The sequence below is a fragment of the Paenibacillus aceris genome (assembly GCF_017874035.1).
GTDB lineage: Bacteria > Bacillota > Bacilli > Paenibacillales > NBRC-103111 > Paenibacillus_E > Paenibacillus_E aceris.
Genome location: NZ_JAGGKV010000007.1, coordinates 70662 through 97165, shown reverse-complemented (window position 1 = coordinate 97165; position 26504 = coordinate 70662). Strand labels below are relative to the sequence as shown.

Here is a 26504-nt window from a genome sequence, read left to right as displayed (position 1 = left end):
TCTTTCGCTATTTTGTTCAAGTAGAGCCCTCGGACCCATCGAAGGGAACTAGGGACCGCTATTTCGGCGTTTTTCGCTGAAATAGCGGTCCCTCGGTCAAATAAGTCCCTGTAGTTCCCCTTTCGCTATAATTTGTGCCGATTTTGCCAAAATAGCGGACTCTAGTTCCTTGAAAAAGCCTTATTCAGCATCACACATCAAATGTTCATTCCCTGCCTCACAACAAAAAAAGGCCCGCTCTCGAGTAGAGACTGATCCCCCTCATGAGACAGAGATCAAAACACCTCCAAGCTTATCTCCATATCTTCCGACATGGTTTCATTTCTTGAAGGTGATTTGATTTGTCTCACGCTAGGGGGGTCAGTCCCTACCAATGAGCAAGCCTTTTTTATTTATGCACGAAACGGTGTTACGGTCGATTACTCCCCGCCGTGAGCGGCTCGATTAACTTCAAAAGCTCGATCATATCCGCCTTATCGAACGTTTGATTACCATCCATATCATAGCGCAATGGAGCCACAGTTAGAACACTGGAGAGATCCCACAGCTTCTCTCCTTTTTGATAAAAGAGGGACACAATATGTTCAGACGAAGCCGTGCCGTCCAGGCTCACAAGCTTTAGCTGGTATCTGTTAAGCCCCTCCACTAATAGAACGGGTTCGCTTTGCCCATTCATCAACTCGATGGCCGTGCCTAGCTCGCCACTCAGCGGGTCCACCCGCTTCAGCTCGGTCCGAGTACCCGTCTCTGCGGAAATTGGGCTGAACGTGAACGCCGGGTTATCGCCATGAACAACTGCCGCGATCCACGACTTGGTCATTGGCAGCATTTTGCCATAATCATCGCTCGTTAGCGTAAGCTGCGTAAAAGCCGGCTGCACAACAACGGTCACCCCTTGCGATTCCGTGCCATCTGTTATGCCTTCCCTTTCGTACAGCGCCGTAAAGCGATGCGTGCCGGAGCTAACGTCCGTTAAGCTTATTTCCGCGTTTCCGTACACATCGGTCGTTACCCTAGCTCGCTCAGCGCCATTCTCCCTTAACGAGATGTACCCCGGCTGAGTTAAGTCCCCGATCAACTCCCCAACCGATACCGAGAATCGAATAGGCTCAGCAAGCTGAAAAATTGCACTCGGATGATTCAGAATAAGTACGGTCCCTTGTAAGTTAGGCTTCACAACTTGCGAGATAGGATCAGATGTTTTTGCCTCATGCAGCAAATCAGGCACGTAAACAGCCTGAATGGAATAGGCTCCCGGCAGCAGCGCTGCTGTCGTGATGGAAGCAAAGCCATCTGAGTCAAGATTTTTGGGAGTGTCCAGCAGATTGCCTCCGCTAAAAACGACATGGCCGGCAGGAACCTGCGGCTCTCCATTCGTATTGGTCACATGAGCCGTAAACATGATTGGACTTCCGTAATAAACAGCATCCGTTACCGACGATGTCACTTCAACTGTAACAGGGATCGGTTTAATTTGGAGACTGCTGCTGGTTGAAATCCCCGGGAGATGCTCGTCATCACCCAAGTAACTGGCGACCACGCTATGCGTGCCAATACCAAGCTGCTCTGTCTCCCAAGTAGCTATCCCGTTCGTCAGCCGCAACTCGCCCGGCCAGTTATTGAAGCTGCCCACGCCTGTTAGAGCTACTGTCCCCGTCGGAACGGAACCGCCGCTTCCTGTATGCGCTACCTGCACCTGCACGGTCACAGCGTGCCCATAAATACTTTCCACTGTTTGCGGTGTAAACAACAGTTGAACCGTAACCGGCGCTTTTGAGATCGGGTGGGTGATTGGCGATGAAACACCTGACAGATGGTTCCCGTCACCGCTATATTCCGCAGTAATGGAGAGTTCACCGACCGGTAGATTAGAAACGGTAAGCGCCGCGGTGCCATTGCTATCCAAGGTTACAGGCGAAAGCAGGGCGACACCGTTATTTTTAAAAGTAACTGTACCCTTCGGTTGCACATTGGCTGTCGAACTATTGACAACCCGTGCCGTGAAAATTGCCGTTCCGCCTACGATAATAGAACTTGGCGGCTCTATGGTGATAGTTGTTGCGGCTTTGTTGACGGTGTGGCCTGCAACAGCCGTTGAACTAATCCCATGGTTGGTGTCTCCACTGTACTCGGCTTTGAAGGAGTGAGAGCCTGTTGCTAAACTGCCAGGCACGGACCATGTCGCGGTTCCTCCACTTAATGCGACTGTCCCTAATGCAGATACGCCATCTTTGAACGTTACAGTTCCACCAGGTACAATCGAGCTTCCGTTGCTATTCACCACGGTTGCCGTTAAAGTCAATGAAGTGCCATAAGAGGAAGAAGCTCCCGCCCCGCCTGCAATCGTCAGGGTTGAAGACGTAGGGATTGGGTTCACTGCCACTGATATAGAGCTCGAACTATTGGCCGTATGTGTGAAGCTTCCGCCGTAATGAGCCGTAATCGAATGAGAACCTATGTCTAAAACGGGAGTCGTCAACATCGCTGTTCCCGAATTCAATGTCCCTGTGCCAAGAACCGTCGAGCCTTCCTTAAACGTCACGGTACCGGTAGGTCCCAAAAGACTCGCCCTGCCATTCGTAACGGTTGCCGTAAGTGTCACGGAATTCCCGTATGTCGTGGATCCGGGACTAGCACTAATCGCTACTTCGGTTGGTATCCCCAGAACGGATTGCGTCAAACTGCTTGATGTACTCGCGTAATGCTGGCCATCGCCATTGTAAGTCGCGGTCACCGAATAACCGTTAACCGGCAGTACCGACGTCGTAAATGTAGCGACGCCGCTTCCGTTCACACTCGTGGTCCCCAGCACATTGCTGCCTTCACGGAAGGTGACCGTCCCGCCTGATGCGATGGGATTGCCATTTAATTGTGAAACAGTTGCCGTGAAGGTAACCGCTTCGCCTACATAAATGAGTCCAGCATTTGAGCTTAGGCCAGTATTCGTTTGAATCTTATCAACCGTATGTATGAAAGTTGATGATTGCGAATCGTGCAAACCATCGCCGCCTGAGTAAAGAGCCGTAATGGTATGCGCTCCGACCCCTAAACTAGAAACAGACACGGAGGCATGAGCGTTGAAATTTTCAAGCTGCTCCCAGGTTCGTGTGGTGAGAACATTGCTCTGGCCGATAAGAGTAACTGTCTTGGCGATGTTATCTACCGTGATATCTGTCACATATCGATTTCCCGAGATCTGCCAAGACTTGATCAAATTGTTATTCGCATCGAAGCCATTCAAATACACATATAAATTATTATCCGTATCGCTATAGGCCCAGTAGTTCAGCCCGCCCCACTGGATAACGGGGCAATTCGTGCAGGTGAATTTTTTGCCTGCTAGTACCGGAGCACTTCCCGAACTCTTATAAACCACCGTCGGCTCCGAAGTTATCAACGGTTGCGGTCCTCCAATCGGTGTTCCTCCATCGTAGAACGTGACGCTCCCCGATGGTGTCGCTCCTCCGGCTGCACGATCAGAAATCACCGTTGTGAAATCCACCGACTCGCCATAGCTGGAAGAAGCCGGACCTGTAATCACTTGTCCAACTGCCGTAAGCGCATAAGCCGCCGACTGGTACAGATTAACCAGCATCGCAGCTAAAATAACCACGATAACCCATCGCAGCTTATAAACATTCAACCGTTTCATCATATTCTCCCGATTCTCCCACCTTGTTACTAACTCTAGTAAGTATACTAAATTTTTCGGGTTTAGGACTTATAAAATGAATAGAAGAAGCCATTTGCACCTATCCAATCAATAGGTACAAATGGCTTCTCTCTTTTAAAACTCAAACAGGTCGCTCGAGCGTAAATTGTTCTCCCAATTTTGCATAGAAGTTGCCTGCTAGCCGGCTAACCGGCCTCAGCCCTTGCGCATCAATATGACCGTTCTCGTACAAGGCATCAGCAATATGAAACTGCACCACTCTGCCGATTAGCAAGTCCGCAGAAGGAACTCCCTCGGTCCCGCCTAGCGGTATCGCTTGCTCCAGAATACACTCCATCCGGATGCTCGCCTCGGCGAGGCCGGGTACGGCTACCTTTGTACTTTCGACAGGTGTTAGGCCCGTCATCGCAACTTCACTCTGGTCAGGCGGCAGAGCGGCTGCCGCTTGATTGATCTGATTGATATAAGATTCATCCGAAATATGAACGACGAATTCCCCTCTATCCATGGCATTGCGCGAAGTGTCCTTGGGTTCGCCCTGTCTTCGTTGTACCGATACCGCAACCATCGGCGGGTCCGCCGTCACAATGGTGAAGTAACTGAAAGGAGCAGCATTGAGTACCCCTTCGGCGGAAAGGGAAGTGACAAACGCGATGGGCCGGGGAATAATGCTGCCGATCAACAGCTTATAATTCTCCCGCTCGGTTTGATTCGAAGGGTTGATGGCTATCACCCTGCATCACTCGCTTTACTAGTTATTTTAAGTTAAGTTCGCCTTGAACCAATTCGCTGCTGCCTCTACCTCTGAACGCGTCAATTGATGTCCCGCGTTTTCCCAATGGACCTGGATCTCAGCTCCTGCTTCGCCCAGCAGCCTCTGCAGCTCCTCCGTCTCTTGCGGAGAGCAGATCGGGTCGTTGCTACCCGCACCGATGAAGATCGGCGTGCCGGACAGGTCCGGGAGCTGGATGCCGCGCCGCGGCACCATCGGATGATGCAGGATCGCGCCACGCAGCACATCCGGATAGTGGAACAAAAGACTGCCCGCGATATTGGCGCCATTGGAGTATCCGACGGCCACCACATTGCCGCGGTCAAAACCATGTTCCACAGCGGCATCATCCAAGAAATCGTTCAGCTCCTTCGTACGGAAGATGAGATCCTCCTCATCGAAGACTCCTTCCGCCAGCCTGCGGAAAAACCGCGGCATTCCGTTTTCAAGCACATTGCCTCGAATGCTTAATATCGATGATCCTGGGGAAATAGCTTGAGCAAGCGGCAGAAGATCGCGTTCGGTGCCCCCGGTCCCGTGCAAGAGCACGAGCACCGGCGCTGTTAGATCCGTTCCTTGTTGGAAAATATGTCTCATTGTTCATTTCCCTCCAATTCGCGCACTGCGATAGGCGGCAGATTGCGTTCGAGTTGAGCACGGTTCGCTTCGAACCATTCCGGCAGCATGATTTTCTCGCCAAGCGCCTCAGGAGCCTCGTCTCTAGCAAAGCCTGGAGGATCTGTCGCGATTTCGAACAGGATGCCGCCTTCTTCACGGAAGTAGATCGCGTTGAAATATTGGCGGTCCACAATCGGCGTAGGATGGTATCCGCTGTTCTGCACATGGTTTCTCCACAGCTCATGCTCAGCATCATCTTTGGCCCGCCATGCGATATGATGGACAGTACCTGCTCCACCTGCGCCATAAGGCACTGGCGTCACTAGAATGTCGATGATATTCCCGATATCACCGAAGGATTTGAACCGGGCGAAGGCTCCCTCTTGCCCTACTTTTTCTAGTCCCATCACCTGCTGGAGCAGCTGGGACGTTTTGTCCGGAGCGGTGCTGTAAAGTATCGCGCCGCCGAAGCCTTTGATTGCTTTCTCAGCGGGAATGCCCCCGAAAGACCATGTGCTTGGCTGGCCTTTCTCACGCTCAACGATTTCCAATTTCAGACCGTCGCGGTCTTCGAATTGCAGATAGGTCTCATGGAATCTTTCTGTTTTTTCAAAGGAAACGCCGAATTTGGTCAGACGCTCTTCCCAGAAGGCAAGGCTGCCTGTAGGCACCGCATAGGTGGTGATTCCGACTTGGCCGCCGCCGATACGACCTTTGCGGGAACCGGCCCAAGGGAAGAAGGTGATGATCGTTCCCGGACTTCCGTGCTCATCGCCAAAGTACAGATGGTACACTTCCGGCGCATCAAAGTTGATTGTTTTTTTGACCAGACGCAATCCAAGAATACCCGCATAGAAATCTACAGTACCTTGTGCATTTTGAACGAAAGCTGTTATATGATGAATACCTGCTGTTTGTTGTTTTGTCATGTGAATACACTCCTTTTAATTGTTAGATTTAGTTATGTCCTACCTGAGTAGAAAGAATCTTAGAATAATAATGCGTCAATGGAGTAAGCACCTGCACCGATAAACGCTACACCTACAACGACCGCAAGCAGCAGAAGGTTGTATTCATAGCCGCCAGCTGTGTTCCAGTAGCCGTTCTTGCCGTGTACTTTGACAATCGCCATCACCATCGTCGCCGCAATCAACAAGGAAGCAAATACCGTACCAAGCCCCGCTGCAAACAATAGACCGCCTGCGAATTCCATCAAACCAGCCATAACCGCCATGGCAACCCCAGGTTTAATGCCGATGGACTCCATCCAGCCGCCAGTTCCTTTCGGACCGTAGCCCCCGAACCAACCAAACAATTTCTGCGAACCGTGCGCCATAAAACCCAACCCTACAACCAAACGAATAATCAATAATCCAACTGCGGTACTCATGAATAATCTCCTCCATTTCAAAATTAAGAATCTTTAATTTAAGATATTAGGTAAAAGTTAAAGTAGTTATCCCTGCGAATTAGGACAAACTACTTCTCTATTTGAAACCTTCCTGAGCGTACTTGCCGAGCTTCTTCAGCAGTTGGCTAGCGACCCTCTTCTCTTCTGCAGTAAGACCAGCCACCGCATTCTCGATCACTTCCTTATGCTGAGGAAAAACTTCTTCAATAAATTGCTTCCCTTTATGGGTTATTTCCGCGAAAACAAGTCTGCGGTCTTCCGTTGAAGTCCGACGGACAACATACTCTTTCTTCTCCAGCTTATCGACGACATAAGTGATGTTTCCGCTGCTCATCAACACTTTAGAGCCGATTTGTTGAATAGCTTGCGCCCCTTTATGATAGAGAAGCTCAAGTACGCCGAATTCTGTCCGGTTTAATCCATGCTTGCGGATATCGCGGTCGCCATGTGCGTTGACCCATTCACTTGCTCTGGAAAGTGCAATGTAGAGATCCAAGGAATCGTTTCGTGTTTCGCTCATCAGGTCCACCTCAATTCTTCGTTGAATTTGTTTGTGTTTGATGTCTTGATTTAAAGATACTTTATTTTAAGATAAATGTCAATACCCGATTTATAAAGTTTTTAAAGTTCCGCCCTTATAGGCAACACAAGAGGTGCAAGCAATGGGTGGCACCGCCGTTGCAATCCTATAAGGATCGCTCCGACGGAGCCATTGTTCTTTAACGATCGCATGAGCCGCTATCTTAATATTCGGCTTCCTATTGGGGAGGCATCGGAATGAGCTGCTACCCCACCACAGCCGATTCACCCTTTTGCAGCTGATACATCTTCGCATAGCGGCCGCCCAGCGCCATCAGCTCCTCATGATTGCCGCGCTCCGCAATCTCCCCGCGATGCAGCACGAGAATCTGATCCGCATCGCGGATTGTGGACAGCCTGTGCGCGATCACGAGCGTCGTGCGCCCTTCACTGACCACTTTCAGCGCCTGTTGGATCAGGCCCTCCGTCTCACTATCGATGCTCGCCGTAGCTTCGTCCAGTATGAGTATGGACGGATCGAAGGCGAGCGCCCGAGCGAAGGAGATGAGCTGCCGCTGCCCGGAAGACAGGGTGCTTCCCCGCTCCACAACCTGCTCATCGTAGCCGTTCGGCAGCTGTTCGATGAAGGAGGCTGCGCCGACATCCTTCAGCGCGCTTTTTACACGATCCAAGGATATCTCCTTATTATAGAGGCTCACATTAAACTTAATATCCCCAGCAAACAAGAAAGGATCCTGCAGTACGATCCCCATATGCTTCCGCAGCGCCTGCTTCGACATAGTGCGGATGTCCTGGCCATCAATTGTAATGCTGCCTTCATTCGGTTCGTAGAAGCCGAGCAACAGGTTCATGATCGAGCTTTTGCCCGAGCCGGTATGTCCGACCAAAGCGATCGTTTCGCCCTTTCGAGCCTCGAACGAAATCTGCTTCAGCACGTTTTCCCCTTCTTTGTAAGCAAAGGTGACCTGATCGAACTTCACAATCCCCTCCGGGCGCCTCACCTGATCCGTCTTCTCAACGTCCTGCCCTTCCATATCCATGATGGCGAACACTTTATCCGCGGAAACGAAGGCTCTTTGCGCATTCGTCAGCTGATCGAAGATCCCGATAATCGGCTGAAAAATTCGCCCCAAATAATCAATAAACGCATAAAACACCCCGAACGAAATAGCCGTTTGCAGTGACTCCCGGCCAAAATACCAAATGACCATCGCTGTCACCAAGCTCCCGATTGTACTTACTATGTTACGGGAGGACAAGGAAAAAACGCGGAACTGCTTCAATTGATTCACATAGCGGTCCTGATTTAGCACTTCAAATTCGTCCAGCGTCACCTTTTCGCGGCGAAATGCCTGAATAATCGGCATCACGACGATCGATTCGTTAATCATCGCGTTCATGTCGCTAAGCCTTGCACGCATGATGGTGATGAACACTTTCGAATATTTCAAGTGAATCTTCATAATGAGAGCGAAAATTGGCGGCAGTACCAGACAATAGACAGCCAAGTGCCAATCCAAAATAAACAAGGCTACGAAAATACCGATAAGCTGCATCGTACTAACGACAAACGTCGCCATGAAGCTCATGAATAAGTCACGTACCGCCTCCGTATCATTGGCAATTCTCGACACAACCTGACCAATTGGCGTGGTGTCGAAATAACGCAGTGCGATGCGCTGGATGTGCTGCATTAAGTCCATACGCATGTTTTTGATGATTTGAAGCGCCGTGGACTGGAATAAATAGGCTTGCGAATAGTTGCAAATGCTTGCTACTAAAAGCAGCCCCATATAGAGACCAATCAATTTAAGCACAGAGGACATCTGACTTGTATCTACGGAAAGATGCTGGTCGATGATCGTTTTTGTGATGTAGGGTCCCGCTAGCTCGGCGCTTACTGCACAGCATAAAATGAGCAGCGCGCCGATAATCCTGAATTTATAAACGAGCGCATACGAGACGAGCCTTCTTGCGGTTGATGGTTTATTCATCCTGTTATCCTCCTTTCTTCCTCTATTCGTCTAAACTAGCTTCCATCTGCTGACGGTCCCACTGTTCCTTGTACCAACCGCCAAACTGCATGAGCTGTTCGTGTGTTCCTTCTTCAATAATCCGCCCCTCGTCTAGAACGAGGATCCAATTCGCATGGCTCACCGCGGATAAACGATGGGTTGAAATGAACGTTGTTTTATCTGCCCTCTCCTTGCGGATGTTTTGCAGAATGCGGCTTTCCGTACGGGCATCTACCGCGGATAACGAGTCATCCAGCAGGAGGATCTCTGAATTGATGAGCAGTGCTCTGGCAATCGCTAAGCGCTGCTTCTGCCCGCCGGACAGCATGACGCCGTTCTCGCCGACGATGGTAGCAAGACCTTCCGGCATTTGCTCAATGTCCTGGGTAAAAGAAGCCATCTCCACCGCCCGAGCTATTTCATCTGGCGGAGCGTCATGTTTGCCTAGCGCGATATTGTCGCGGATCGACTTGGACAGCAGCAAATGCTCCTGCGGAACATAAGCAACCCAGCTTTTCACTCGATCGAGCGCAATCTGCTCAATCGGTACATCAGAGATCAGCAACTTCTCAGGCGGAATCGGGTATTGTCGCAGAAGTTGTTTGAGCAGCGTGCTTTTGCCGCTTCCCGTTCGGCCTACAATACCTAATGTTTGGCCACGCTCCAGCTCGAAAGACACATGCGATAGACTTGGGTGGTTTGCTGTCGGATAAGTAAAGCTAAGATCCTTCATTTCAATCCGCTTAGGCACACTCACCGCGACTGGCTTATCCACGTCTACGATATCAGCCTTCTGCGTCAGTGCTGTATCCAATCGATCGGCAGAGGCGCTTCCGCGCTGCAGGACATTGATAAACTCGCCGAAAGAAATCATCGGCCAGATCAGCATCCCTAAATAAATGTTAAACGAAACGAGCTGTCCCAATGAAATCTCATGATGAAACACCAGATAGGAACCATATCCGATCCCAATGGAGTAACTCAAGCCTACAATGAGTGAGGTCAACGGTTGAAAAAGCGCATTGAGCATCGAAACGCGTTTGTTCTTATTCATAACCTCGGATGTCACTTGATCAAATGCCGTAAGATCGTTCTCTTCCTGCACATACGAACGAATAACCCGAATGCCGGAGATCGACTCCAGCGCATGATCGTTCATTTTCCCGAACGAAGCTTGTGCCGCGAGGAAGCGCACTCTCACCTTTTGACCCAATTTGCTGATCACAAAAGCTAGAAATGGCAGCGGAATCAGCGCCGCAATCATTAATTTAAAAGAAATGAGGGAAACCATCATGATAATAACAACCGATGCCCCCACTAGCGTAGACACCAGCGTCATCACTCCGTACCCAGAGGTTTGACCGATCGCCAGCACGTCATTCGTAGCTAAGGCCATTAATTGGCCTGTGCTGTTGCGTTGAAAGAACGCCGGCGTCATTTTCGTCAAATGTGCAAGCAATCGGCCGCGAAGCAGCTTTTCCACCAATGCCGAGTTACCGAACAAAGTCGTAATCCACACATACGCCATAATGTATAGGAGAACAGCAAGTCCTACAAGCAAAAGGACCGTATGATTGAGCGTAGTAGCGGTCAGACTTCCACTGCGGATATGATCAATTGTATTTCCTATCATTTTAGGCGGAATTGTCGTCAGTAAATTCACACCAATCAACAGACCGATCGCCAGGACATAATATTTCCATCTCTCTTTGAAAAACCACCTCAGCTTGATGATAAAAGACAAGAATTCCACCTCTTTCCATTTTTCGCACACATAATTGATTCTATAGTTTCGGCCTGTTGAAGTCCATGATGAAGTTAGGTTTAATTAAATTTTCCTGTTCATGCAACATTAAGGAAATTTCTAACGTTTAAGAGGACAGACTAACATTAACTTTACATACAGAAAGGAAATACAACCATGAAACCTGTTATGAAAAAAAGCTTGGCCCTTATATCCCTCTCTGCCATGATGACTGCGGGTACGGCTTATGCCGCGCCAAACGATACCGTTCAAGTTTTACCTGTTAAAACACAAATTGAAAATCCAGTTACCGTACAAGTTGACGGAGTGGCTATTTCTGAAAATGGATTTTTGAAAGCTGGCGCAACTGAGGCTATGCTGCCGCTTCGTGCCGTAACGGAAAGCCTTGGCTTCACCCTTACATGGAATCCGGAAACCTATGCTGTTGATTTGACAAAAGGCAATCAGTTCACAACCGTGAAAACCGGTGAAGACCGCTACACGATTAATAAAATGCTTACAACGCTGGGCACAGCTCCTGAATTGGTTAACAGCAAACTGTACGTTCCCGTTTCTTTCGTGAGCAAAGTGCTTCACGGATCAGTTGCATCCAAAGGCAGCACGCTCTCGATCTCCATGAAGGAAGAGGCGAAAAAAGTGCAAGCAACAGGCGTGATCACTTCGATCCGCACGGATGGTGACAATGCGCAGATCCACATCCAGGGCGTTGGCACAGATGGCCTTGTTCTTAACGTTGGCAAAGAGACTGTCTTCCAAATGCTTGACGGCACTAAGCTTAGTCTTTCCGATCTGCACGTAGGCTTAACCGTTTCTGCTGAGCACTCCATGGTCATGACGATGAGCCTGCCGCCGCAAACGCCAACGTCTAAGGTTACTGTTTTGGATGCGAAAACACAAGCGGGTCTGATCGGTACTGCAGGTGTAATAGAAGAAGTCCGCAGCGAAAACAAGGACGATCTTAGCATTCTTGTTAAAGGCGAAGGCTTAACGGAAACAGCGCCGGGCGAAGTGGTTCTGCACCTTACGAAAGATACAGCCATCGTTGACAAAAATGGGGACAAAGTTGAGACATCGAAGCTTGTGAAAGGCGCCAATGTGATCGGATTCTATGGACCAGCCCTGACAAAAAGCCTGCCCCCTATCGGTACAGCTTGGAAAATCGTTGTAGCTGATAAGGAAGAATAAATTATCAATTCATGTAAAATGCTGAAACCTTCCATCACGTCTGGGAGGTTTCTTTCTTCATCGTGGTTGATCGCACTGTCCAAATGAGTTGTTTTTTGATACAATAACTGAAAATTCATTCGAATAAGGGGACTTATATGGAATACATTAGCACACGCGGAAAAGTAGAACCCCTCGGATTTATCGATGCCATCCTGATGGGATTGGCGAACGACGGCGGTTTGCTTGTTCCAAAAACGATCCCGCAGCTTTCCACAGAGACGCTCCAGAAATGGCAAAAGCTCTCCTACTCGGAGCTTGCGCTTGAAATTTTCTCGCTATTTATCGAAAATGAAATTCCTCGCGCTGAGCTTAAGCAGCTCGTTGACGACAGCTATGCCACGTTCCGCGATGAAGCTGTAACGCCTGTTAAACGCCTGAACGATGGCACGTATGTACTGGAATTGTTCCACGGTCCGACTTTTGCCTTCAAGGACATTGCGCTGCAATTCCTAGGCAATCTGTATGCGTACGTTTCCCGCAAAACGAACTCCATCATTCACATTCTCGGCGCGACTTCCGGCGACACCGGCGCTTCCGCCATTGAAGGTGTGCGCGGTAAGGAAGGCATCCGCATCTGTATCCTTCATCCTCACCAGAAGGTGAGCCGGGTGCAGGAGCTGCAGATGACGACTGTTGACAGCGAGAACGTACTGAATCTCTCCGTCGAAGGCACCTTCGACGACTGCCAGCGCATCATCAAGGAGCTGTTTGCTGACGTTGAGTTCAAGCACCGCTACCATCTGCGCGCGATTAACTCCATCAATATCGCCCGTATTTTGGCGCAAACCGTGTATTACTTCTATGCTTATTTCCAAACGACGGCAAATGATCCAGGGGCAAAGATTAACTTCAGCGTGCCGACCGGTAACTTCGGCGATATTTTTGCCGGTTATCTCGCTCAAAAGATGGGTCTGCCGATTCATAAACTCATTCTTGCGACGAACGAAAACAACATCCTTGAGCGTTTCGTGAAGGAAGGCGTATATCAGCCGGGAGCTTTCCGCGGCACGTACAGCCCTTCCATGGATATTCAAGTAGCGAGCAATTTCGAGCGCTATCTTTTCTACCTCTACGGCGAAGACGCAGAAGCTGTCACTGCGCTGATGGCTCAGTTTAAAGCCGAAGGCCGCATTGTTATCCCTGCCGACAAATTGCAAGCCGTGCAAGCGGATTTTGCCGCGTACGGCGTACAGAACGAGGAGTGCTTGGATACGATCAGCTCCTACTACAAGGAGTATGGCTATCTGCTTGATCCGCACACGGCGTGCGGCGTGGCGGCTGCCGACCACATTGCGGCTGACGGCGAAGTGACGGTTGCTCTTTCCACCGCTCATCCGGCGAAATTCGACGAGTCCATCCGTCTTCGCGGCATCGAGCAAACGTACCCGCAGCAGATTCAGGCATTGTTCGACAAGCCGCAATTCCAAACGGTAGTTGGCGGTTCGAATGACGAAATCAAGGATCAACTTGTTACATTTTTTTAAATAAAAAGGGACTGTCTCCGAAAGTCTGACATGACTTTCGGAACAGTCCTTTTTTCACGTTTATTTGAACTTTTGCGGAAATTGCTTAATAATGCCGTCTGTCAACACATCGGCGATCATCGTAAGATGGTCCGCGCCTTTATCGAACCACATAATATCGGCATCCCAGTCCTTTTTGAGCATTGCTTTTACATCTTCCGTCAACATTTGCAAATGAACATACATCAAATCCTGCATCATCTTCATCGGCCAATTCGGATTAGCTTTGCTTAAAAAGGAGGCGATATCGTCGGCGTTGCGGTACCAGTCCTTGTTAGCTTTGTCGAACTCCGCCGTATTTCCGCTTTTCGCCGCATCAACCACCTTGCCTGCGATCACAATGTGCTCCGTCAACAGCTTGCCGAGCTGATTCCCTGCATCTTCCCCATAGAATGGCTTAATCGCATTCCCAATATCCTGCTGATTCCTTAACAGCCTAGCTAGTGTTTTATCTTTATTTTCTAGACCGGCAAGGGCGCTTACCACGTAGTTGCGTGTCCAAATCGCATGATCCAGCCACAGCCTTCTTAAATCGCCCTTCAGTTGTACCATCGATTGTGTATACATCATCTGCTTAGCGGCCACTGCACGGTCGTCCATGTGTGCCTCTGCCCGGATTGGCGCCGTGCTGAAAGCAATGGATAGAGACAACAGCGTTAACTTGATCAACTTACCTTGCATAGGTATCTTCTCCTTTAAATATAAATGGGAAACAGCTCGTTATATTGTGTACTCACGAGTCGTTTTCATTCATAAAAGAGGGAGGAAGGATGATCATCATTGCAGACATCTATCGGCTAACGCAAAAATCGGTCCTCAGACCGATACCCTCCTCCACCTAAGCAGGAGGACACACCCTATGCGGCATGATAAGCTAGTCGTAATGATTAAACTAATATAGGAGTGAGTATAGTGAATATGAATCGCAGCGCTTTTCTCGGACCGATCTTGATTCTTTTAGGAGTTTTCATGTTTCTAAAAGGGGAAATCACGTTCAGTACCGGTACGATTTTCGAGTATTTTTGGCCAACCTTATTCGTCATCCCAGTGGGTGTGTTCTTCCATTGGTTGTACTTCTTCATCCTGCAGCGCAGAGGCGTTGGGGTACTGGTGCCCGGCGGTATTCTGCTGACGGCAGGCGTCATTTGCCAAATCTCCATGCTGTTCGACATCTGGCATTTAATGTGGCCAGGCTTCATGCTGGCGGTCGCGGTTGGTTTGTTCGAGCTGTATTGGTTCGGCGGGCGCAACAAATGGCTGCTTATTCCAATCAATATTCTAACCGTGATGTCCCTCTTGTTCTTTACGATTTTCTCGATCGGTTCCCTCTTCTCCGGCATCTTCCACAACCAGCCGATCTTCGCCATCGTGCTCATTGTCGCCGGCTTGGCCTTGATGTTCATGCGCGGTCGGGAAACAAGCAAATACTAAATGCACAAGATAGAGGTATCTTCAGCCAATCAAAAAAAGAACCTTTCAAACCACGAAAAACGTGGAATGGAAGGTTCTTTTCTTATTGGGCAACCAAGTTATCCTCTGTGGATTTCTTGATCTGTTTGCTTCGCAATTGTCCACAAGCGGCATCAATATCCGTACCGTGCTCAAGACGGACGCTGCAGGAGATGCCCTGCTTTTTCAGCGTATCATAGAAAGCCCGTACCGACTCCCGCTCGCTCCGTTGATACTGGCTATGCTCATCCACCGGATTGTACGGGATAAGATTCACATTAGCGAGCTGGCGGATGTGCTGAATCAGCTCCGCCAGCTGGAGCGCATGCTCTCGGCCGTCATTGACGTCCTTCAGCAAAATATACTCGATCGTAATTCTCCGGTTCGTTTTCTCCAAATAATACTCAATCGAACTCATCAACTTCTCAATTGGGATCGCTTTATTGATTTTCATGATCCGCGTACGAAGCTCGTTCGTCGGGGCATGCAAGGAAATCGCGAGGTTCGTCTTCAAATCGGAATCCGCGAATTCTCTGATTTTATCAGCCAGACCACTCGTAGAAACAGTGATATGTCTCGCAGCGATATCGAGCCCTTTCTGATCCTTCACGACACGGATGAAATCCACCATATTTTTGAAATTGTCGAAAGGCTCGCCAATCCCCATCACAACAATATGGCTGACGTGCTCGTTCGCGCCCTTGCTATCCAAATGAAGCTGAACCTTCATAATTTGTTCCACGATTTCCGCGCTTGTGAGGTCACGGCTCTTGGCCAGCAGGCCGCTTGCACAGAAACTGCACCCGATATTGCAGCCAACCTGTGTCGTTACACACACGGATAGGCCGTATTTATGCCGCATCAGCACGGTTTCAATCAGATTCCCGTCCATTAGTTTGAACAGAAATTTAATCGTCCCGTCTGCTGACTCTTGTTTTAAATGCTCCGTCAAGGTTTGGATGGCAAAATGCTCTTCCAACACCTGCAGGCAGTCTTGTTTCACATCCGTCATCTCCGAGAAGTCGGTTACCCGCTTCCGATACAGCCAATCCCAAACGAGTAAAGCCCGCGACCTTTTGAACCCTTTCTCAGCGAGCCAAGCAACCAATTGATCAAACGTTAATCCATAAATGGACCCTTTATTCATTCGTTATCCTCTTTTCAAGACTTTCACGTACAGTCCAAGTTCTACTAAGCAGCCGAAGCCTACCATCTAGTTATTATTGTGCCAAAAATCGTGCGTGAACACAAGAGGAGTGAGCTTCCAGCGCCAGATCTCAGAATTTACAATGAATTTACAAAAAATCGAACATGTGTTCTTTATTTTTCAGGCGTTTTATGGTAATAATAAGAGGTAAGCATTTTTTACAATGACTCTACTATAATGAGCCTAGGAGCTGATGGAAGATGACATTACGTTTAGACCCTTATCTAGTCATGGAAGGAAATGCAAAGGAAGCGATCCAATTTTATGAGAAAGCTTTAGGAGCCCAATTGGTCTTCACGCAAACATTCGGCGAAATGCCGGCAAATCCTGATTTCCCTCTGCCTGTCGAGTCGAAAGAGCTTATCGGCCATGCGATGCTGATGGTTGGCGAAACGCGTCTGATGCTATCCGACGCTTTCCCGGGACAGCCTGTTCAGAAGGGCGCTAACGTTACCATTTGCATATCGATTAAAGATGTCGAGAAATCCAAACAGATCTACCATGCGCTAGAGGATGGCGGACGCGTCATCATGCCGCTTACAGAAACGCATTTTAGTCCTGCATACGGTCAGGTAGTAGACAAGTTCGGCGTTACCTTCCACATTTTCACGGACCAACCAACTAACAATTAATACAAAGATAGAAATTCTATGTTCAAAAAGCCTTCAGTCCACCTCTACAGTTGGATTGAAGGCTTTCTTATGTAGAACCCATATCATGCCTATCGAACGATCTTCTCAAGCATCTTCATAGGAGGGGCGGGTATCTCTTCCGGTATTGGTATTGGAGCTGGCTGCTCATGAAACAGTTTATTCGCATACATTTTCCTGATTTGACCGTAAAAACTTGTCGTTCGTATGTAGGCAGTAATCCTGCAAATCATTTGCATATGTACCGTGTCCTCAATCCCGGAAGAGATGTTGAAAAGTGTATTCAAACTGCCAATGGCCTGATCTCTAGTAATGATCCCACTTTCCAAATCTCTCAAAACCCGTTCCATATCATTCTTCACGAACTTAACTGCACTGTTCCTCAAATTCTTATCTATCAACAATTGCACCTCCTAGATGTATGTACTCAAATAGTACAACACCCAGCTTGTAATATCTGTCGAAGTGAGGGGAGCAAGATTATAGTATTTTTAGGGAATTGTATGGAAAATTGTCGTCTTTTGTTAGGAAAAATTTGTAGACCTGGGTCCTCCCTGTATTTTTCTCAGAAATTGCATGGTACGCTCGTTGTTTGACAGTTCAAAGACCTGATCAGGCGTGCCTTTTTCCAAAACAATTCCTTGGTCCATAAACACAACTTGGTCGGCTACTTCTCTGGCAAACCCCATTTCATGCGTAACAATGACCATGGTCATCCCTTCGGCCGATAGGTCTTTCATAACCTGAAGAACATCGCCTACAAGCTCAGGATCCAGCGCAGAGGTCGGCTCATCGAATAATAAAACCTGGGGATGCAGCGCCATTGCCCGGGCAATACCGACGCGCTGCTGCTGGCCGCCGGAAAGCTCATGAGGGTAGCTGTCGGCACGGTCCCGCAGACCTACCTTGTCCAACAGCTGCAATGATAAGCTCCGCGCATCGGATTTGGTACGCTTTTGAACAATGACTTGTCCCTCCATCACATTTTCTATCGCTGTTAAGTGCGGGAATAGGTTATAGTTCTGAAAGACCATCCCCGTTTGTTTGCGTATCGACATCAAGTCAGAGTAACTCACCTTCGACTTTCTTGTAAAAGAAATGCTCGTATTCGCCAGTGTGAGCTTACCTTGACTTGGGATCTCCAACAGATTAAGACATCGAAGCAGCGTCGTTTTCCCAGAACCGGAGGGCCCAATGATGACGGTCGTTGTCCCTTTTTGAACGGACAAATCAATCCCTTTCAGAACTTCCACCCCATGAAAATGTTTATGCAACTGTTCTACCCGAATCATGCTCATGCTTAGCCCTCCTTCTACGTTGCTACGCTTCGCTCATACCGTCTCTCCAGCCTGTTCTGGACATAGGAAAGCACCGTGCTGAACACCAGGTAAACCGCCGCTACCTCCATGTACAGCCAGAGTGGCTCATAGGTCACTGCCGCGATCTGCTGTCCTTTTTGAAACATCTCCGTGACTGTAATCGTTGCCGCAAGCGAAGTATCCTTCGTGAGACTGATAAAGGAGTTGCCAAGCGGCGGAATCGCCACGCGAACCGCCTGCGGAAGTATGATGCGCCGCATCGCTTGCCACTTCGTCATGCCAATCGAATACGCTGCTTCTCTTTGCCCTTTGGGAATGGAGAGAATCGCGGCACGTATGATTTCTGAGCTGTAGGCGCCCTTATTTAAGGTAAAACCAATAATCGCCGTCGGAAACGGATCCAGTGTGATACCCAGACTCGGGAAGCCGTAGAAAAGAATAAACAGCTGAACAAGCAGCGGTGTGCCGCGAAATACCCAGACATAGAATTTCGCAATAAGCACCAATGGCTTAAAATCGGATAGGCGGGCTAGCGCCGTGAGAAAAGCCAAAATCAGTCCTAATGTGAACGTAATTAAGGTAAGGGGAATCGTGTAGACCAAGCCCGCTTTGACAATTGGAAAAAAGGAATCACTGAGGATTCCTATAATTCGCTCCATGCGTTCTGTTGTCATATGCCGGTCCCTTTACTTCGATACATCGCTATTGAACCACTTTTGCGAAATCTTCAGGTACGTCCCGTCGGACTTCATGTCGGCCAGTGCCTTATTCATCTTTTGCACAAGATCGGTGCTTCCCTTGCGAAACAAGAAGGCGTTGCTGGTCGCGTTCGGCTCTTCGTAGACGGTTTTGATCGGCAGGTCCGGGCGCTGCTTCTTCAAATCCAAATACGAGAGGCTGTCATTGATCGTCGCGTCAATACGGCCCGAAGTCACCAAATCGATCGCTTGGTTAAAGCCTTCAACTACCGTGTTCACCGCGCCATGCTCTTCCGCTGTTTTCCGGTAGTTGCTATCGAGGGATTGCCCTACCTTCTTCCCCTTCAAGTCATCCAGAGATTTGATATCATTGTTGTTCGCGGCAACGACTAGCACCGCCCGAGATACGATATACGGATCGGACATATCATATTTCTCCAAGCGATCCGGACGCACCGCCACTTCGTTGGCGACCATGTCGTATCGTTTTGCATCGAGACCGGCAATCATACCGTCCCACTTCGTTTCTACGAAACGCGGGGTAAGACCGATCCGTTTGGCCGCTTCCTGGGCGATCTCTACATCAAAGCCCGTTAAAGTCCCGCTTTTATCATGAAACGTGAATGGCGCGTACGTCCCTTCGGTCCCAATCGTAATTTCGGCTGCTGGCTGAGCAGATGGAGAGCTGCTGACTCCCGCATTCTGTCCCCCTTTGGCGCCACAGCCCGCAAACGTTAGTACTGCGGTCAGCGTGAAAGCTAATCGGATGATTTTCTTCAATTTGTAACCTCCCGTCACAGTGCGTTTTGCTGATACGAGAGGTATTATTCCCAAACGAGCCCATTTTAAGTTCGGATTAACTGAACATTTGCTTCACTAATTCCCGATTACGTTCTTTGAAAACTTCATTATGCGAGGACACCATAGCAAACTTATTGGCGCCCGGCTGTATATATTGCTTCGCTTTATTGACAGCATTCGCTGCATCGTGGAACGCGCCGGCAATCTGGACCCAGATTGCTGTCGGTTGCTGCATTATAATTAAAAGCCCGAGGGATACTCCTCCGGGCTTTTTTGGTGTAACTCTACAAATTGCGGATGGAACATTTCAAAAACAAAGAGCGTCATATACATAAGAAATATTCACGGAGGTGAGTTATTTTTGAAACGTTTATTTTTGTTAATGGTCCTAACCGTTATGTTTAGCATTCTAGCCTGTACGTCTCAACCAGTCCAAATTAAGAATACTAACTTAGACGGGACTGATTCTGCGAATATGGAGTACTCGGTTGGACTCACAAGTCCTAGAAGCGCAAACAAAAATACTGATTTCACAATTGAGGCGAAATTTACAAACAATAAAGATAGTGAAATACACATCACTCATGGCGAGAAACTATTTACATTCTATATTTCCAATAGCAACGGAAACATAATAAATCATTATCCAAGGACAAGTCTAGGTATAGCGAGAGGTGTTCCTAGAAATGGAGCCATTGTCGAGCGATATACCTTCAACATCGATCTCGCTGGACAATATGAAGTATGGGCCGTCGCTAATTTTGATATTAATAAAAAGTATGAATTGTCTACCCAGAAGCAAACCTTGGTTGTTCAATAAACCTCGCACCGCTGTCTAGCAAACCGCCATCCTAAACCGAGCTTGCCCCGGCGCTCGAGGAGACTGCCCTTACTGCCGAATAAGCATCTGAAAATGCCCGTAGTTGGCTTGACTAGATCCTTTTTGATGCAAGAAAGCTATCCTCCTGAATTCGGGGATAGCTTTTGGGGTTATTTCAATAATTATTTTCTTCGCTCAATTCTCCTAGTTAGCCATCTGACTCCATACAGGGTACTCATCCAAGTATCCATACTGGTGCAGCTCTGTCAGCGCCCTGCGAATACTGCTTTCGTCCTCTCCCGATTCACTGGATAGTTCCAGAAGATCATTCAAGTCAATCTTAGGATGCTCTTTGCAAAAAGCAAGCAAACCCTTGGCTGCCCACGAGAGCCGATCGTCCTGGAAATCGCCAACCAACCTGCGAAACATTTTCTGGGAAATAATTTTCATCTCGACGAGGTTTTGCATCGCCTTCGTGGCCTGCTTAAGATTCATCCGGCCAACTTTGGCGATATCAACTAACTCGGGAATGTTCGACTCTGAGGAAAAGCATTTCAAAACGATAACTGTCATTTGCGTATAAATATCCATACCAGGATAGCGAAATATATCATCAGTTAGTGTAAAATGCCGCGATGCTTCTTTCGTCTGATCATTGTCCATTCGATGTCCTCCTTATCTTGAATCATGGAGTTCACCTACTCAGGCTCCCTTCCATGATCCGAGGTAGGCGCCAGCTTGCCCGCATTTTGCCGGGACTGACGGAATATTTGTGCCAAGCTAAATTTCTTCTGTTCCCCATCCGCAATAACTGCCTGAACTGGCTTTGAAGGCTCGTCCAGCTCCAGTTCCTCGAAGCGGCCAATCTCACTGCTCTCTGCGGGATCTGCGGGAGGGCTGATGATTTCAAAATCGGGTGTCGTTTCTTTCCCGGGAAATACTTTATTTGCCGGTGTTGCAGATAAGCGCTCTTCGCGAACATACTTCGTCAGAATATCTATAATGCCCTGGCTGAAATAGCCATCTATTTTCAATTGATTTAAATAATCGATGACCTCAGGAGGCGTATCTGACGGAATATACAGGGTCACGTCCTTGCCGGAGCGAACATAGACGGTGGATCGGCGTTTTTTCAATCCTGACCGCTCCCGTTCTCGGTGACTCCTTTGGCATCTGCGCCAGCCGCGACTTCATCCGCGTGTTTCAGCGCATGGTCCAGCATGAGGAAAGTTCCTCGCACATTCCGGAATTGGCTGTGTTCGGCTGTATCAAACCGGATGGGCAAACCCAGCTCGGCGTTTATTTTCTCAATCCAAGGCTGCAAAACGACCGCTCCGCCTCCAATAAACCAAAACTCGTTCGCATAACGAACGTGCTTCCAGGAGCTGCGGGCAAATTTCAGCACTTTCTCCGCTAATATGCGCATATGCTTATTGATTAGACTCGTCATATCAAATACAACCTTGCCCTCAGCATAGATCTCATACTCTTTATTGACGAGCATAAGCGTCAGTTCAGCTGTGCTTGCAAGCAGTTCCTCACCCTGCGCGTTGACCTCATTGCGAATGCTTTCCAGAGCATCGTTGAGATAGATTTTGGCGCCGGTGGAGTGTCTTTGATCCAGATCCAAGCCTGGTCTGAAGAAGGCGATATCCATATCTACGCCGCCGACGTCGGCAATACCGAACCCTTTATGCGATAGATGGGATTTCGAAGTTGCTTCCAGATCATATACGCCGGATACGTCGTCTATGCTGATGTCGGTAGGAAGCGAGAATTCCATTTCCACAGTTACACCTTTGAATACAGGAGTCGTAATAAAAGTAACGGAATGAACGCCACCGGTAATTTTGCGGGCAAACTCATCGCGGAACTTCGTTATTTCGCGAATCGGCAGACCGGTTCCTAAGTTGACAGAGGCTTTGATCCGCCTTTTGCCTCGCTTAATGGCATCCTCATGCTGTTTGGCAATTGCGTAGGCCGCCGCCGTCAGGAGCGTCACCATGGTCTCGGGCCTTTGGGCCTTCTTTTGCACCGCTTTATCCCCGACAATCTCATGAAGAATGCCTTCGTCGCCAATGGCGAGATTACCTACGTAAACGTGACGGTACTGGTCACTCTCGATTGCAGGCGATGTGATCTGTACGTCGAGGAAATCCAGGGGATCACCTTGTTCCATCAAAAGAAATCGTTCACCAAACGGCTGTGCCAGCACATTAGGAAAAATGAAGCTACAGTCCAGATGGTCATATATGACCTTGACATGACTGCTGCCGTTATCGATCGACAGCGCAATGGTAGTGGTAAAGACTTCGTTCTTTGTCAAGTCAATTCCCCTCTCCTACCTTGATTTGAATCTATATACCTATTCGCAATAGGAAAGTAGATTGAGTGGGTATTTGGAATATTTCTCTAATTTTATAGTCCCCCTGGAATAAAGTTTAAAATTTAAAGTTTAGAGTTTAAGCTTCAAAGTTTCAGATTTAAACCTCGAAGTTTAAACTTTAAAATTTAAACGTTAAACCTTAAATCTTAACGTTCACCGTTAGAGCGAAGACCGAATTTTCCTTTTAACAGCGGGTGGGAGGCCCATTTGCTCTCTATATTTGGTGACTGTTCTGCGTGAAATCAAGAGGCCCTCGAGGATCAGAAGCTCAGCTAATTGTTGATCGGAGAAGGGGCTCGCCCTGTGCTCAGTCATGATCGCTTCTCGAATTCGTTCCTTCATATAGAACGCTGAAACCGACGTTCCGTCAGCATGCTTGATCGCGGAGGAAAAAAAATGCTTCAACTCAAACATTCCCCACGGGGTTTGAATAAATTTATGGCTTACGGTACGGCTTACCGTTGATTCATGCACTTGCAGCGTGTCAGCTACCTGCTTCATGGTCATGGGGCGTATATAAGCGTTCCCTTTTAAACAAAAATCAGCCTGCAGCTCAAATATAAGGGTTGCTGTCTTCAGCAGCGTCATCTTTCTTCGCTCGATGCTGTCCATAAGCCCATTCGCTGCCTGCCAATTCAGCTTTAGGAAACGATGAACATCTTTTGCAGCCTTCTGCTCCATTAACTGGAGGTAAAAAGCATTAAGCGTGATGTCTGGAAGAGAATTGTTCTCCAGAGACACTTCACATTTCCCCTCCACAAGCTTCAACCGGAGATCCGGCATCACATACTGCGGCTGCTCTCTGCTGTACGATGCTCCGGGCTTAGGATTGAGCGCTCTGATCTGCGCGAGGGCTGCTTTAATAACGGAAAGATCGGTCCCGTACTTCTCAGCTAATTGATGCAGCTTGCCCTCGGCGATGCTAGGAAGATCCTGTTGGACAAGAGAGATCACCAAAGCGTTTACCTCTTTCTGCTGATGCAGCTGAAGGAGAAGGCACTCCGCTAATGTTGCAGCCCCCACACCGTGTGGCTCTAGGCTTTGGAGCACGGTAACTGCCTTGCCTACCTGTCTAATGGATACGCCTCGCAAGGCGGAAATTTCATTTTTGGAATAAAGTAAATATCCCCTCTCATCAAGATTGCCGATCATCCATTTGCAAAGGGCTCTTTCGAAGCTATCCAATGTCATGCAGGCAAGTTGTTCAAGTAAAACCGTTTCTAACGTTTCTCCACGCGTATGGTCAGCATTAAGCCACCACTCCTGTTTGGTACCGCAGGTCTGGCGGATCGCCGGTCTTTCCTTCGTTCGCCGAAGCTCAATGAAAGGATTATCATTCATCTGCTGCTTCACCCATTCATGCAAGTCCAACGAGGACATCTGCAGAATTTCCATAGACTGCCGCATATGCGGCGTTAACAGCATTTTTTGATCCTGCTGGGCGGTCAAGGACATTTCCATAGGCAAGCGCTCCTCCAAACTATGTAATCGCTTACCTCTAGTATATTCGCATATTTACTTCAAACGCCATCACGAATAAAAGGGGTGAGCTTCGCTCACCCCAAATCCAATAAATAAGTCCCAAAGACTTCTATCCCCAAAAGCCGCACACTTCGTAATTCCAGACTCCGTTCACAACAAGCCCAGCACACGCCGCTCTTCCTCCGTAAATACTCTGGAGCGCGTCAGAAACCGCCGTCCCTCCGGTCCCTCGAGCGAAAACATCCCGCCCCTACCAGGCACCACATCGATAATAAGCATCGTATTTTTCCAGTAGTCGTACTGCGACTTGCTCATATAAAAGGGAGCGCCGCCTATATCACCCAACCATACGTCGCTGTCGCCAACCAGAAACTCCCCCTGCGCATAGCACATGGGAGAACTGCCGTCACAGCAGCCGCCGGATTGATGAAACATAACGGGGCCATGTTTGGCCTTAACCGTTTCAATTAGCTCTAAAGCCGCGTCGGTCGCAACAACCTTGCTCACCTCAGTCATCGCTCGGCTCTCTTAGAAAAAGCCCAGTGCATCAGGACTGTAGCTGACGAGCAAGTTTTTGGTTTGCTGGTAATGCGACAGCATCATTTTGTGATTTTCGCGGCCGATGCCCGAGCTCTTATAGCCGCCGAAAGCTGCATGAGCCGGATAAGCATGGTAGCAATTCGTCCAAACGCGGCCGGCCTCAATGCTGCGGCCCATCCGGTAGGCCGTATTCATGTCGCGCGTCCATACACCAGCGCCAAGACCATAAAGCGTGTCGTTGGCAATCGCCAGCGCCTCTTCCTGGTTCTTGAACGTCGTGACCGAAAGCACCGGTCCGAAAATCTCCTCTTGGAAGATTCTCATTTTATTATTCCCTTTCAGAACGGTTGGCTGTATGTAGTAGCCGTCGGAAAGCTCCCCTTCCACCTTTGCCCGGTCTCCGCCAATCAGGCACTCTGCGCCTTCCTGCGTACCAATGTTGATGTAGCTCATAATTTTCTCAACCTGTTCGGTGGAAGCCTGTGCGCCAATCATTGTAGCGGTATCAAGGGGATTGCCCTGCGTAATCGCAGCAACCCGCTTCAAGGCCCTCTCCATAAATTGATCGTAAATCGATTCCTGAATCAACGCGCGTGACGGGCTCGTGCACACTTCCCCTTGGTTGAGGGCGAACATAGCGAAGCCTTCAAGCGCTTTGTTGAAGAAAGCGTCATCGCGTGCGAGTACATCCTCAAAGAAAATATTCGGCGACTTACCGCCCAGCTCCAAGGTAACCGGTATCAGATTCTGCGAAGCATACTGCATAATTAAGCGGCCAGTTGTCGTCTCGCCGGTAAAGGCGATCTTGGCAATTCGGCTGCTTGAAGCAAGCGGTTTCCCTGCTTCGAGTCCGAAGCCGTTCACGACATTGACGACACCCGGAGGCAGCAGATCTTGAATCAACTCCAGCAGCACCAAGAGGGAAGCCGGCGTTTGCTCAGCGGGCTTCAGAACGACGGCATTGCCGGCGGCAAGAGCCGGGGCAAGCTTCCAAGTCGCCATAAGCAGCGGGAAGTTCCACGGAATAATTTGACCGACGACGCCCAGCGGCTCATGAAAATGATAAGCCACCATATTGTCTTCCAATTGGCTGAGTGTACCTTCTTGCGCGCGGATACTTCCTGCAAAATAGCGGAAATGATCGATCGCCAGCGGCAGGTCGGCCGCGAGCGTTTCCCGAACCGGCTTGCCGTTATCCCAGGTCTCGGCAACCGCCAGCATTTCCAAATTAGCTTCCATACGGTCAGCAATTTTATTTAAAATAGCGGCGCGCTCCGCTACCGATGTGCGCCCCCATGCAGCCTTTGCAGCGTGTGCCGCGTCTAACGCCAGCTCGATATCCTCAGAGGTTGAGCGCGGAACTTCGCAGAAAACGCGATTATTGACAGGCGAAGGATTATCAAAGTACTGGCCTTTAACAGGTGCTACCCACTCTCCGCCGATAAAGTTTTCATACCGTTTTTTGAATGTTACTTTGGATCCGTTTTGTCCAGGTTGTGCATAAATCATAAAAGCTCAGCCTCCTTAAAATGGATTACATAAATTAAATAAGCAAGAATCGTGCCAACGGCCGGAACGCTGTCACACAAGGCTGCCTTGAACGTGCCA

Annotated in this window: 25 protein-coding genes and 1 pseudogene; 5 read left to right on the top strand and 21 right to left on the bottom strand. The window is 48.8% G+C overall.

The window, feature by feature from the left end:
• Positions 1-409: 409 nt before the first annotated feature.
• From J2Z65_RS15085 to J2Z65_RS15050, 8 genes are all read right to left on the bottom strand, one after another.
• Positions 410-3655 carry an Ig-like domain-containing protein gene (locus J2Z65_RS15085; RefSeq protein WP_167054824.1) on the bottom strand — a complete coding sequence of 1082 codons (3246 nt, stop codon included), beginning with the start codon at positions 3653-3655 and terminating at the stop codon, positions 410-412.
• A gap of 139 nt (positions 3656-3794) precedes the next feature.
• Entirely contained in the window at positions 3795-4406 is a 612-nt protein-coding gene (locus J2Z65_RS15080) for a flavin reductase (RefSeq protein ID WP_167054827.1), read from the bottom strand.
• A 27-nt stretch (positions 4407-4433) separates the two neighbouring features.
• The gene (locus J2Z65_RS15075) at positions 4434-5042 is read right to left on the bottom strand and encodes an alpha/beta hydrolase (RefSeq protein WP_167054829.1); all 609 of its coding nucleotides are present in this window, start codon (positions 5040-5042) and stop codon (positions 4434-4436) included.
• Positions 5039-5992, bottom strand: a complete 954-nt coding sequence (locus J2Z65_RS15070) for a ring-cleaving dioxygenase (protein WP_167054831.1) — start codon at positions 5990-5992, stop codon at positions 5039-5041. The genes J2Z65_RS15075 and J2Z65_RS15070 overlap by 4 nt, the downstream gene beginning before the upstream one ends.
• 59 nt (positions 5993-6051) lie before the next feature.
• The gene (locus tag J2Z65_RS15065) at positions 6052-6453 is read right to left on the bottom strand and encodes a DoxX family protein (protein WP_167054833.1); all 402 of its coding nucleotides are present in this window, start codon (positions 6451-6453) and stop codon (positions 6052-6054) included.
• Between the two features lie 97 nt (positions 6454-6550).
• The gene (locus tag J2Z65_RS15060; protein ID WP_167054835.1) at positions 6551-6994 is read right to left on the bottom strand and encodes a MarR family winged helix-turn-helix transcriptional regulator; all 444 of its coding nucleotides are present in this window, start codon (positions 6992-6994) and stop codon (positions 6551-6553) included.
• A 265-nt stretch (positions 6995-7259) separates the two neighbouring features.
• On the bottom strand, positions 7260-9008 hold the full coding sequence (locus J2Z65_RS15055; RefSeq protein ID WP_167054837.1) for an ABC transporter ATP-binding protein: 1749 nt from the start codon (positions 9006-9008) through the stop codon (positions 7260-7262).
• Between the two features lie 22 nt (positions 9009-9030).
• A complete protein-coding gene (locus J2Z65_RS15050) occupies positions 9031-10773 on the bottom strand; it encodes an ABC transporter ATP-binding protein (RefSeq protein WP_167054839.1) in 1743 nt (580 codons plus the stop codon).
• Positions 10774-10950: 177 nt separating this feature from the next.
• On the opposite strand from J2Z65_RS15050, the gene J2Z65_RS15045 reads away from it, so the two are divergent.
• Both J2Z65_RS15045 and thrC read left to right on the top strand, forming a co-directional pair.
• Positions 10951-11979, top strand: a complete 1029-nt coding sequence (locus tag J2Z65_RS15045) for a copper amine oxidase N-terminal domain-containing protein (protein ID WP_167054841.1) — start codon at positions 10951-10953, stop codon at positions 11977-11979.
• 137 nt (positions 11980-12116) lie between these two features.
• Entirely contained in the window at positions 12117-13505 is a 1389-nt protein-coding gene (gene thrC / locus J2Z65_RS15040; protein ID WP_167054843.1) for a threonine synthase, read from the top strand.
• A gap of 60 nt (positions 13506-13565) precedes the next feature.
• Here the strand turns inward: thrC and J2Z65_RS15035 are convergent, their stop codons facing one another.
• Entirely contained in the window at positions 13566-14225 is a 660-nt protein-coding gene (locus J2Z65_RS15035) for a glycosyltransferase (protein ID WP_167054845.1), read from the bottom strand.
• A gap of 237 nt (positions 14226-14462) precedes the next feature.
• On the opposite strand from J2Z65_RS15035, the gene J2Z65_RS15030 reads away from it, so the two are divergent.
• Positions 14463-14975 carry a hypothetical protein gene (locus tag J2Z65_RS15030; RefSeq protein ID WP_167055024.1) on the top strand — a complete coding sequence of 171 codons (513 nt, stop codon included), beginning with the start codon at positions 14463-14465 and terminating at the stop codon, positions 14973-14975.
• Between the two features lie 82 nt (positions 14976-15057).
• Here the strand turns inward: J2Z65_RS15030 and rlmN are convergent, their stop codons facing one another.
• Positions 15058-16140, bottom strand: coding sequence for a dual-specificity RNA methyltransferase RlmN (gene rlmN / locus J2Z65_RS15025; RefSeq protein WP_167054847.1), 1083 nt, complete (start codon positions 16138-16140; stop codon positions 15058-15060).
• Positions 16141-16400: 260 nt separating this feature from the next.
• On the opposite strand from rlmN, the gene J2Z65_RS15020 reads away from it, so the two are divergent.
• The gene (locus tag J2Z65_RS15020; RefSeq protein WP_167054848.1) at positions 16401-16832 is read left to right on the top strand and encodes a VOC family protein; all 432 of its coding nucleotides are present in this window, start codon (positions 16401-16403) and stop codon (positions 16830-16832) included.
• An 89-nt stretch (positions 16833-16921) separates the two neighbouring features.
• On the opposite strand, the gene J2Z65_RS15015 is transcribed toward J2Z65_RS15020, so the two are convergent.
• The 5 genes and pseudogenes from J2Z65_RS15015 to J2Z65_RS14995 all read right to left on the bottom strand — a co-directional run.
• On the bottom strand, positions 16922-17251 hold the full coding sequence (locus J2Z65_RS15015; RefSeq protein ID WP_167054849.1) for a hypothetical protein: 330 nt from the start codon (positions 17249-17251) through the stop codon (positions 16922-16924).
• A gap of 123 nt (positions 17252-17374) precedes the next feature.
• On the bottom strand, positions 17375-18142 hold the full coding sequence (locus tag J2Z65_RS15010; RefSeq protein ID WP_167055026.1) for an amino acid ABC transporter ATP-binding protein: 768 nt from the start codon (positions 18140-18142) through the stop codon (positions 17375-17377).
• A gap of 20 nt (positions 18143-18162) precedes the next feature.
• On the bottom strand, positions 18163-18843 hold the full coding sequence (locus tag J2Z65_RS15005) for an amino acid ABC transporter permease (RefSeq protein ID WP_167054850.1): 681 nt from the start codon (positions 18841-18843) through the stop codon (positions 18163-18165).
• 12 nt (positions 18844-18855) lie between these two features.
• Positions 18856-19647 (bottom strand): amino acid ABC transporter substrate-binding protein, encoded by a 792-nt coding sequence (locus tag J2Z65_RS15000; RefSeq protein WP_167054851.1) that lies wholly within the window; start codon positions 19645-19647, stop codon positions 18856-18858.
• Between the two features lie 76 nt (positions 19648-19723).
• Positions 19724-19873 (bottom strand): annotated as a pseudogene (locus J2Z65_RS14995) (NAD(P)/FAD-dependent oxidoreductase); the annotation flags it as partial.
• 156 nt (positions 19874-20029) lie between these two features.
• Here J2Z65_RS14995 and J2Z65_RS14990 point away from each other — a divergent pair.
• The gene (locus J2Z65_RS14990; protein WP_167054852.1) at positions 20030-20488 is read left to right on the top strand and encodes a hypothetical protein; all 459 of its coding nucleotides are present in this window, start codon (positions 20030-20032) and stop codon (positions 20486-20488) included.
• Between the two features lie 204 nt (positions 20489-20692).
• On the opposite strand, the gene J2Z65_RS14985 is transcribed toward J2Z65_RS14990, so the two are convergent.
• The 6 genes from J2Z65_RS14985 to adh all read right to left on the bottom strand — a co-directional run bounded on the left by J2Z65_RS14985 (position 20693) and on the right by adh (position 26405).
• A complete protein-coding gene (locus J2Z65_RS14985) occupies positions 20693-21151 on the bottom strand; it encodes a hypothetical protein (protein ID WP_167054853.1) in 459 nt (152 codons plus the stop codon).
• A 35-nt stretch (positions 21152-21186) separates the two neighbouring features.
• Complete coding sequence (locus J2Z65_RS14980) at positions 21187-21624, bottom strand: hypothetical protein (protein ID WP_167054854.1); 438 nt, start codon at positions 21622-21624, stop codon at positions 21187-21189.
• A complete protein-coding gene (locus J2Z65_RS14975; RefSeq protein ID WP_167054855.1) occupies positions 21621-22814 on the bottom strand; it encodes a ParM/StbA family protein in 1194 nt (397 codons plus the stop codon). The genes J2Z65_RS14980 and J2Z65_RS14975 overlap by 4 nt, the downstream gene beginning before the upstream one ends.
• 219 nt (positions 22815-23033) lie before the next feature.
• Positions 23034-24335 carry an RNA polymerase factor sigma-54 gene (gene rpoN / locus J2Z65_RS14970; RefSeq protein WP_167054856.1) on the bottom strand — a complete coding sequence of 434 codons (1302 nt, stop codon included), beginning with the start codon at positions 24333-24335 and terminating at the stop codon, positions 23034-23036.
• A gap of 171 nt (positions 24336-24506) precedes the next feature.
• Positions 24507-24872, bottom strand: a complete 366-nt coding sequence (locus J2Z65_RS14965; protein WP_167054858.1) for a DUF779 domain-containing protein — start codon at positions 24870-24872, stop codon at positions 24507-24509.
• Between the two features lie 12 nt (positions 24873-24884).
• Positions 24885-26405, bottom strand: coding sequence for an aldehyde dehydrogenase (adh, locus tag J2Z65_RS14960; RefSeq protein ID WP_167054860.1), 1521 nt, complete (start codon positions 26403-26405; stop codon positions 24885-24887).
• Positions 26406-26504: the final 99 nt, after the last annotated feature.

Coding starts and splice junctions, on each gene's coding strand:
- J2Z65_RS15045 (WP_167054841.1), top strand. CDS start 10,951: ATGAAACCTGTTATGAAAAAAAGCTTGGCCCTTATATCCCTCTCTGCC.
- J2Z65_RS15035 (WP_167054845.1), bottom strand. CDS start 14,225: ATGCAAGGTAAGTTGATCAAGTTAACGCTGTTGTCTCTATCCATTGCT.
- J2Z65_RS15020 (WP_167054848.1), top strand. CDS start 16,401: ATGACATTACGTTTAGACCCTTATCTAGTCATGGAAGGAAATGCAAAG.
- J2Z65_RS15060 (WP_167054835.1), bottom strand. CDS start 6,994: ATGAGCGAAACACGAAACGATTCCTTGGATCTCTACATTGCACTTTCC.
- J2Z65_RS14965 (WP_167054858.1), bottom strand. CDS start 24,872: ATGACTGAGGTGAGCAAGGTTGTTGCGACCGACGCGGCTTTAGAGCTA.
- J2Z65_RS15085 (WP_167054824.1), bottom strand. CDS start 3,655: ATGATGAAACGGTTGAATGTTTATAAGCTGCGATGGGTTATCGTGGTT.
- J2Z65_RS15075 (WP_167054829.1), bottom strand. CDS start 5,042: ATGAGACATATTTTCCAACAAGGAACGGATCTAACAGCGCCGGTGCTC.
- J2Z65_RS15070 (WP_167054831.1), bottom strand. CDS start 5,992: ATGACAAAACAACAAACAGCAGGTATTCATCATATAACAGCTTTCGTT.
- adh (WP_167054860.1), bottom strand. CDS start 26,405: ATGATTTATGCACAACCTGGACAAAACGGATCCAAAGTAACATTCAAA.
- thrC (WP_167054843.1), top strand. CDS start 12,117: ATGGAATACATTAGCACACGCGGAAAAGTAGAACCCCTCGGATTTATC.
- J2Z65_RS14985 (WP_167054853.1), bottom strand. CDS start 21,151: ATGGACAATGATCAGACGAAAGAAGCATCGCGGCATTTTACACTAACT.
- J2Z65_RS15010 (WP_167055026.1), bottom strand. CDS start 18,142: ATGATTCGGGTAGAACAGTTGCATAAACATTTTCATGGGGTGGAAGTT.
- rlmN (WP_167054847.1), bottom strand. CDS start 16,140: ATGAATAAAGGGTCCATTTATGGATTAACGTTTGATCAATTGGTTGCT.
- J2Z65_RS15055 (WP_167054837.1), bottom strand. CDS start 9,008: ATGAATAAACCATCAACCGCAAGAAGGCTCGTCTCGTATGCGCTCGTT.
- rpoN (WP_167054856.1), bottom strand. CDS start 24,335: ATGGAAATGTCCTTGACCGCCCAGCAGGATCAAAAAATGCTGTTAACG.
- J2Z65_RS15005 (WP_167054850.1), bottom strand. CDS start 18,843: ATGACAACAGAACGCATGGAGCGAATTATAGGAATCCTCAGTGATTCC.
- J2Z65_RS15030 (WP_167055024.1), top strand. CDS start 14,463: ATGAATCGCAGCGCTTTTCTCGGACCGATCTTGATTCTTTTAGGAGTT.
- J2Z65_RS15065 (WP_167054833.1), bottom strand. CDS start 6,453: ATGAGTACCGCAGTTGGATTATTGATTATTCGTTTGGTTGTAGGGTTG.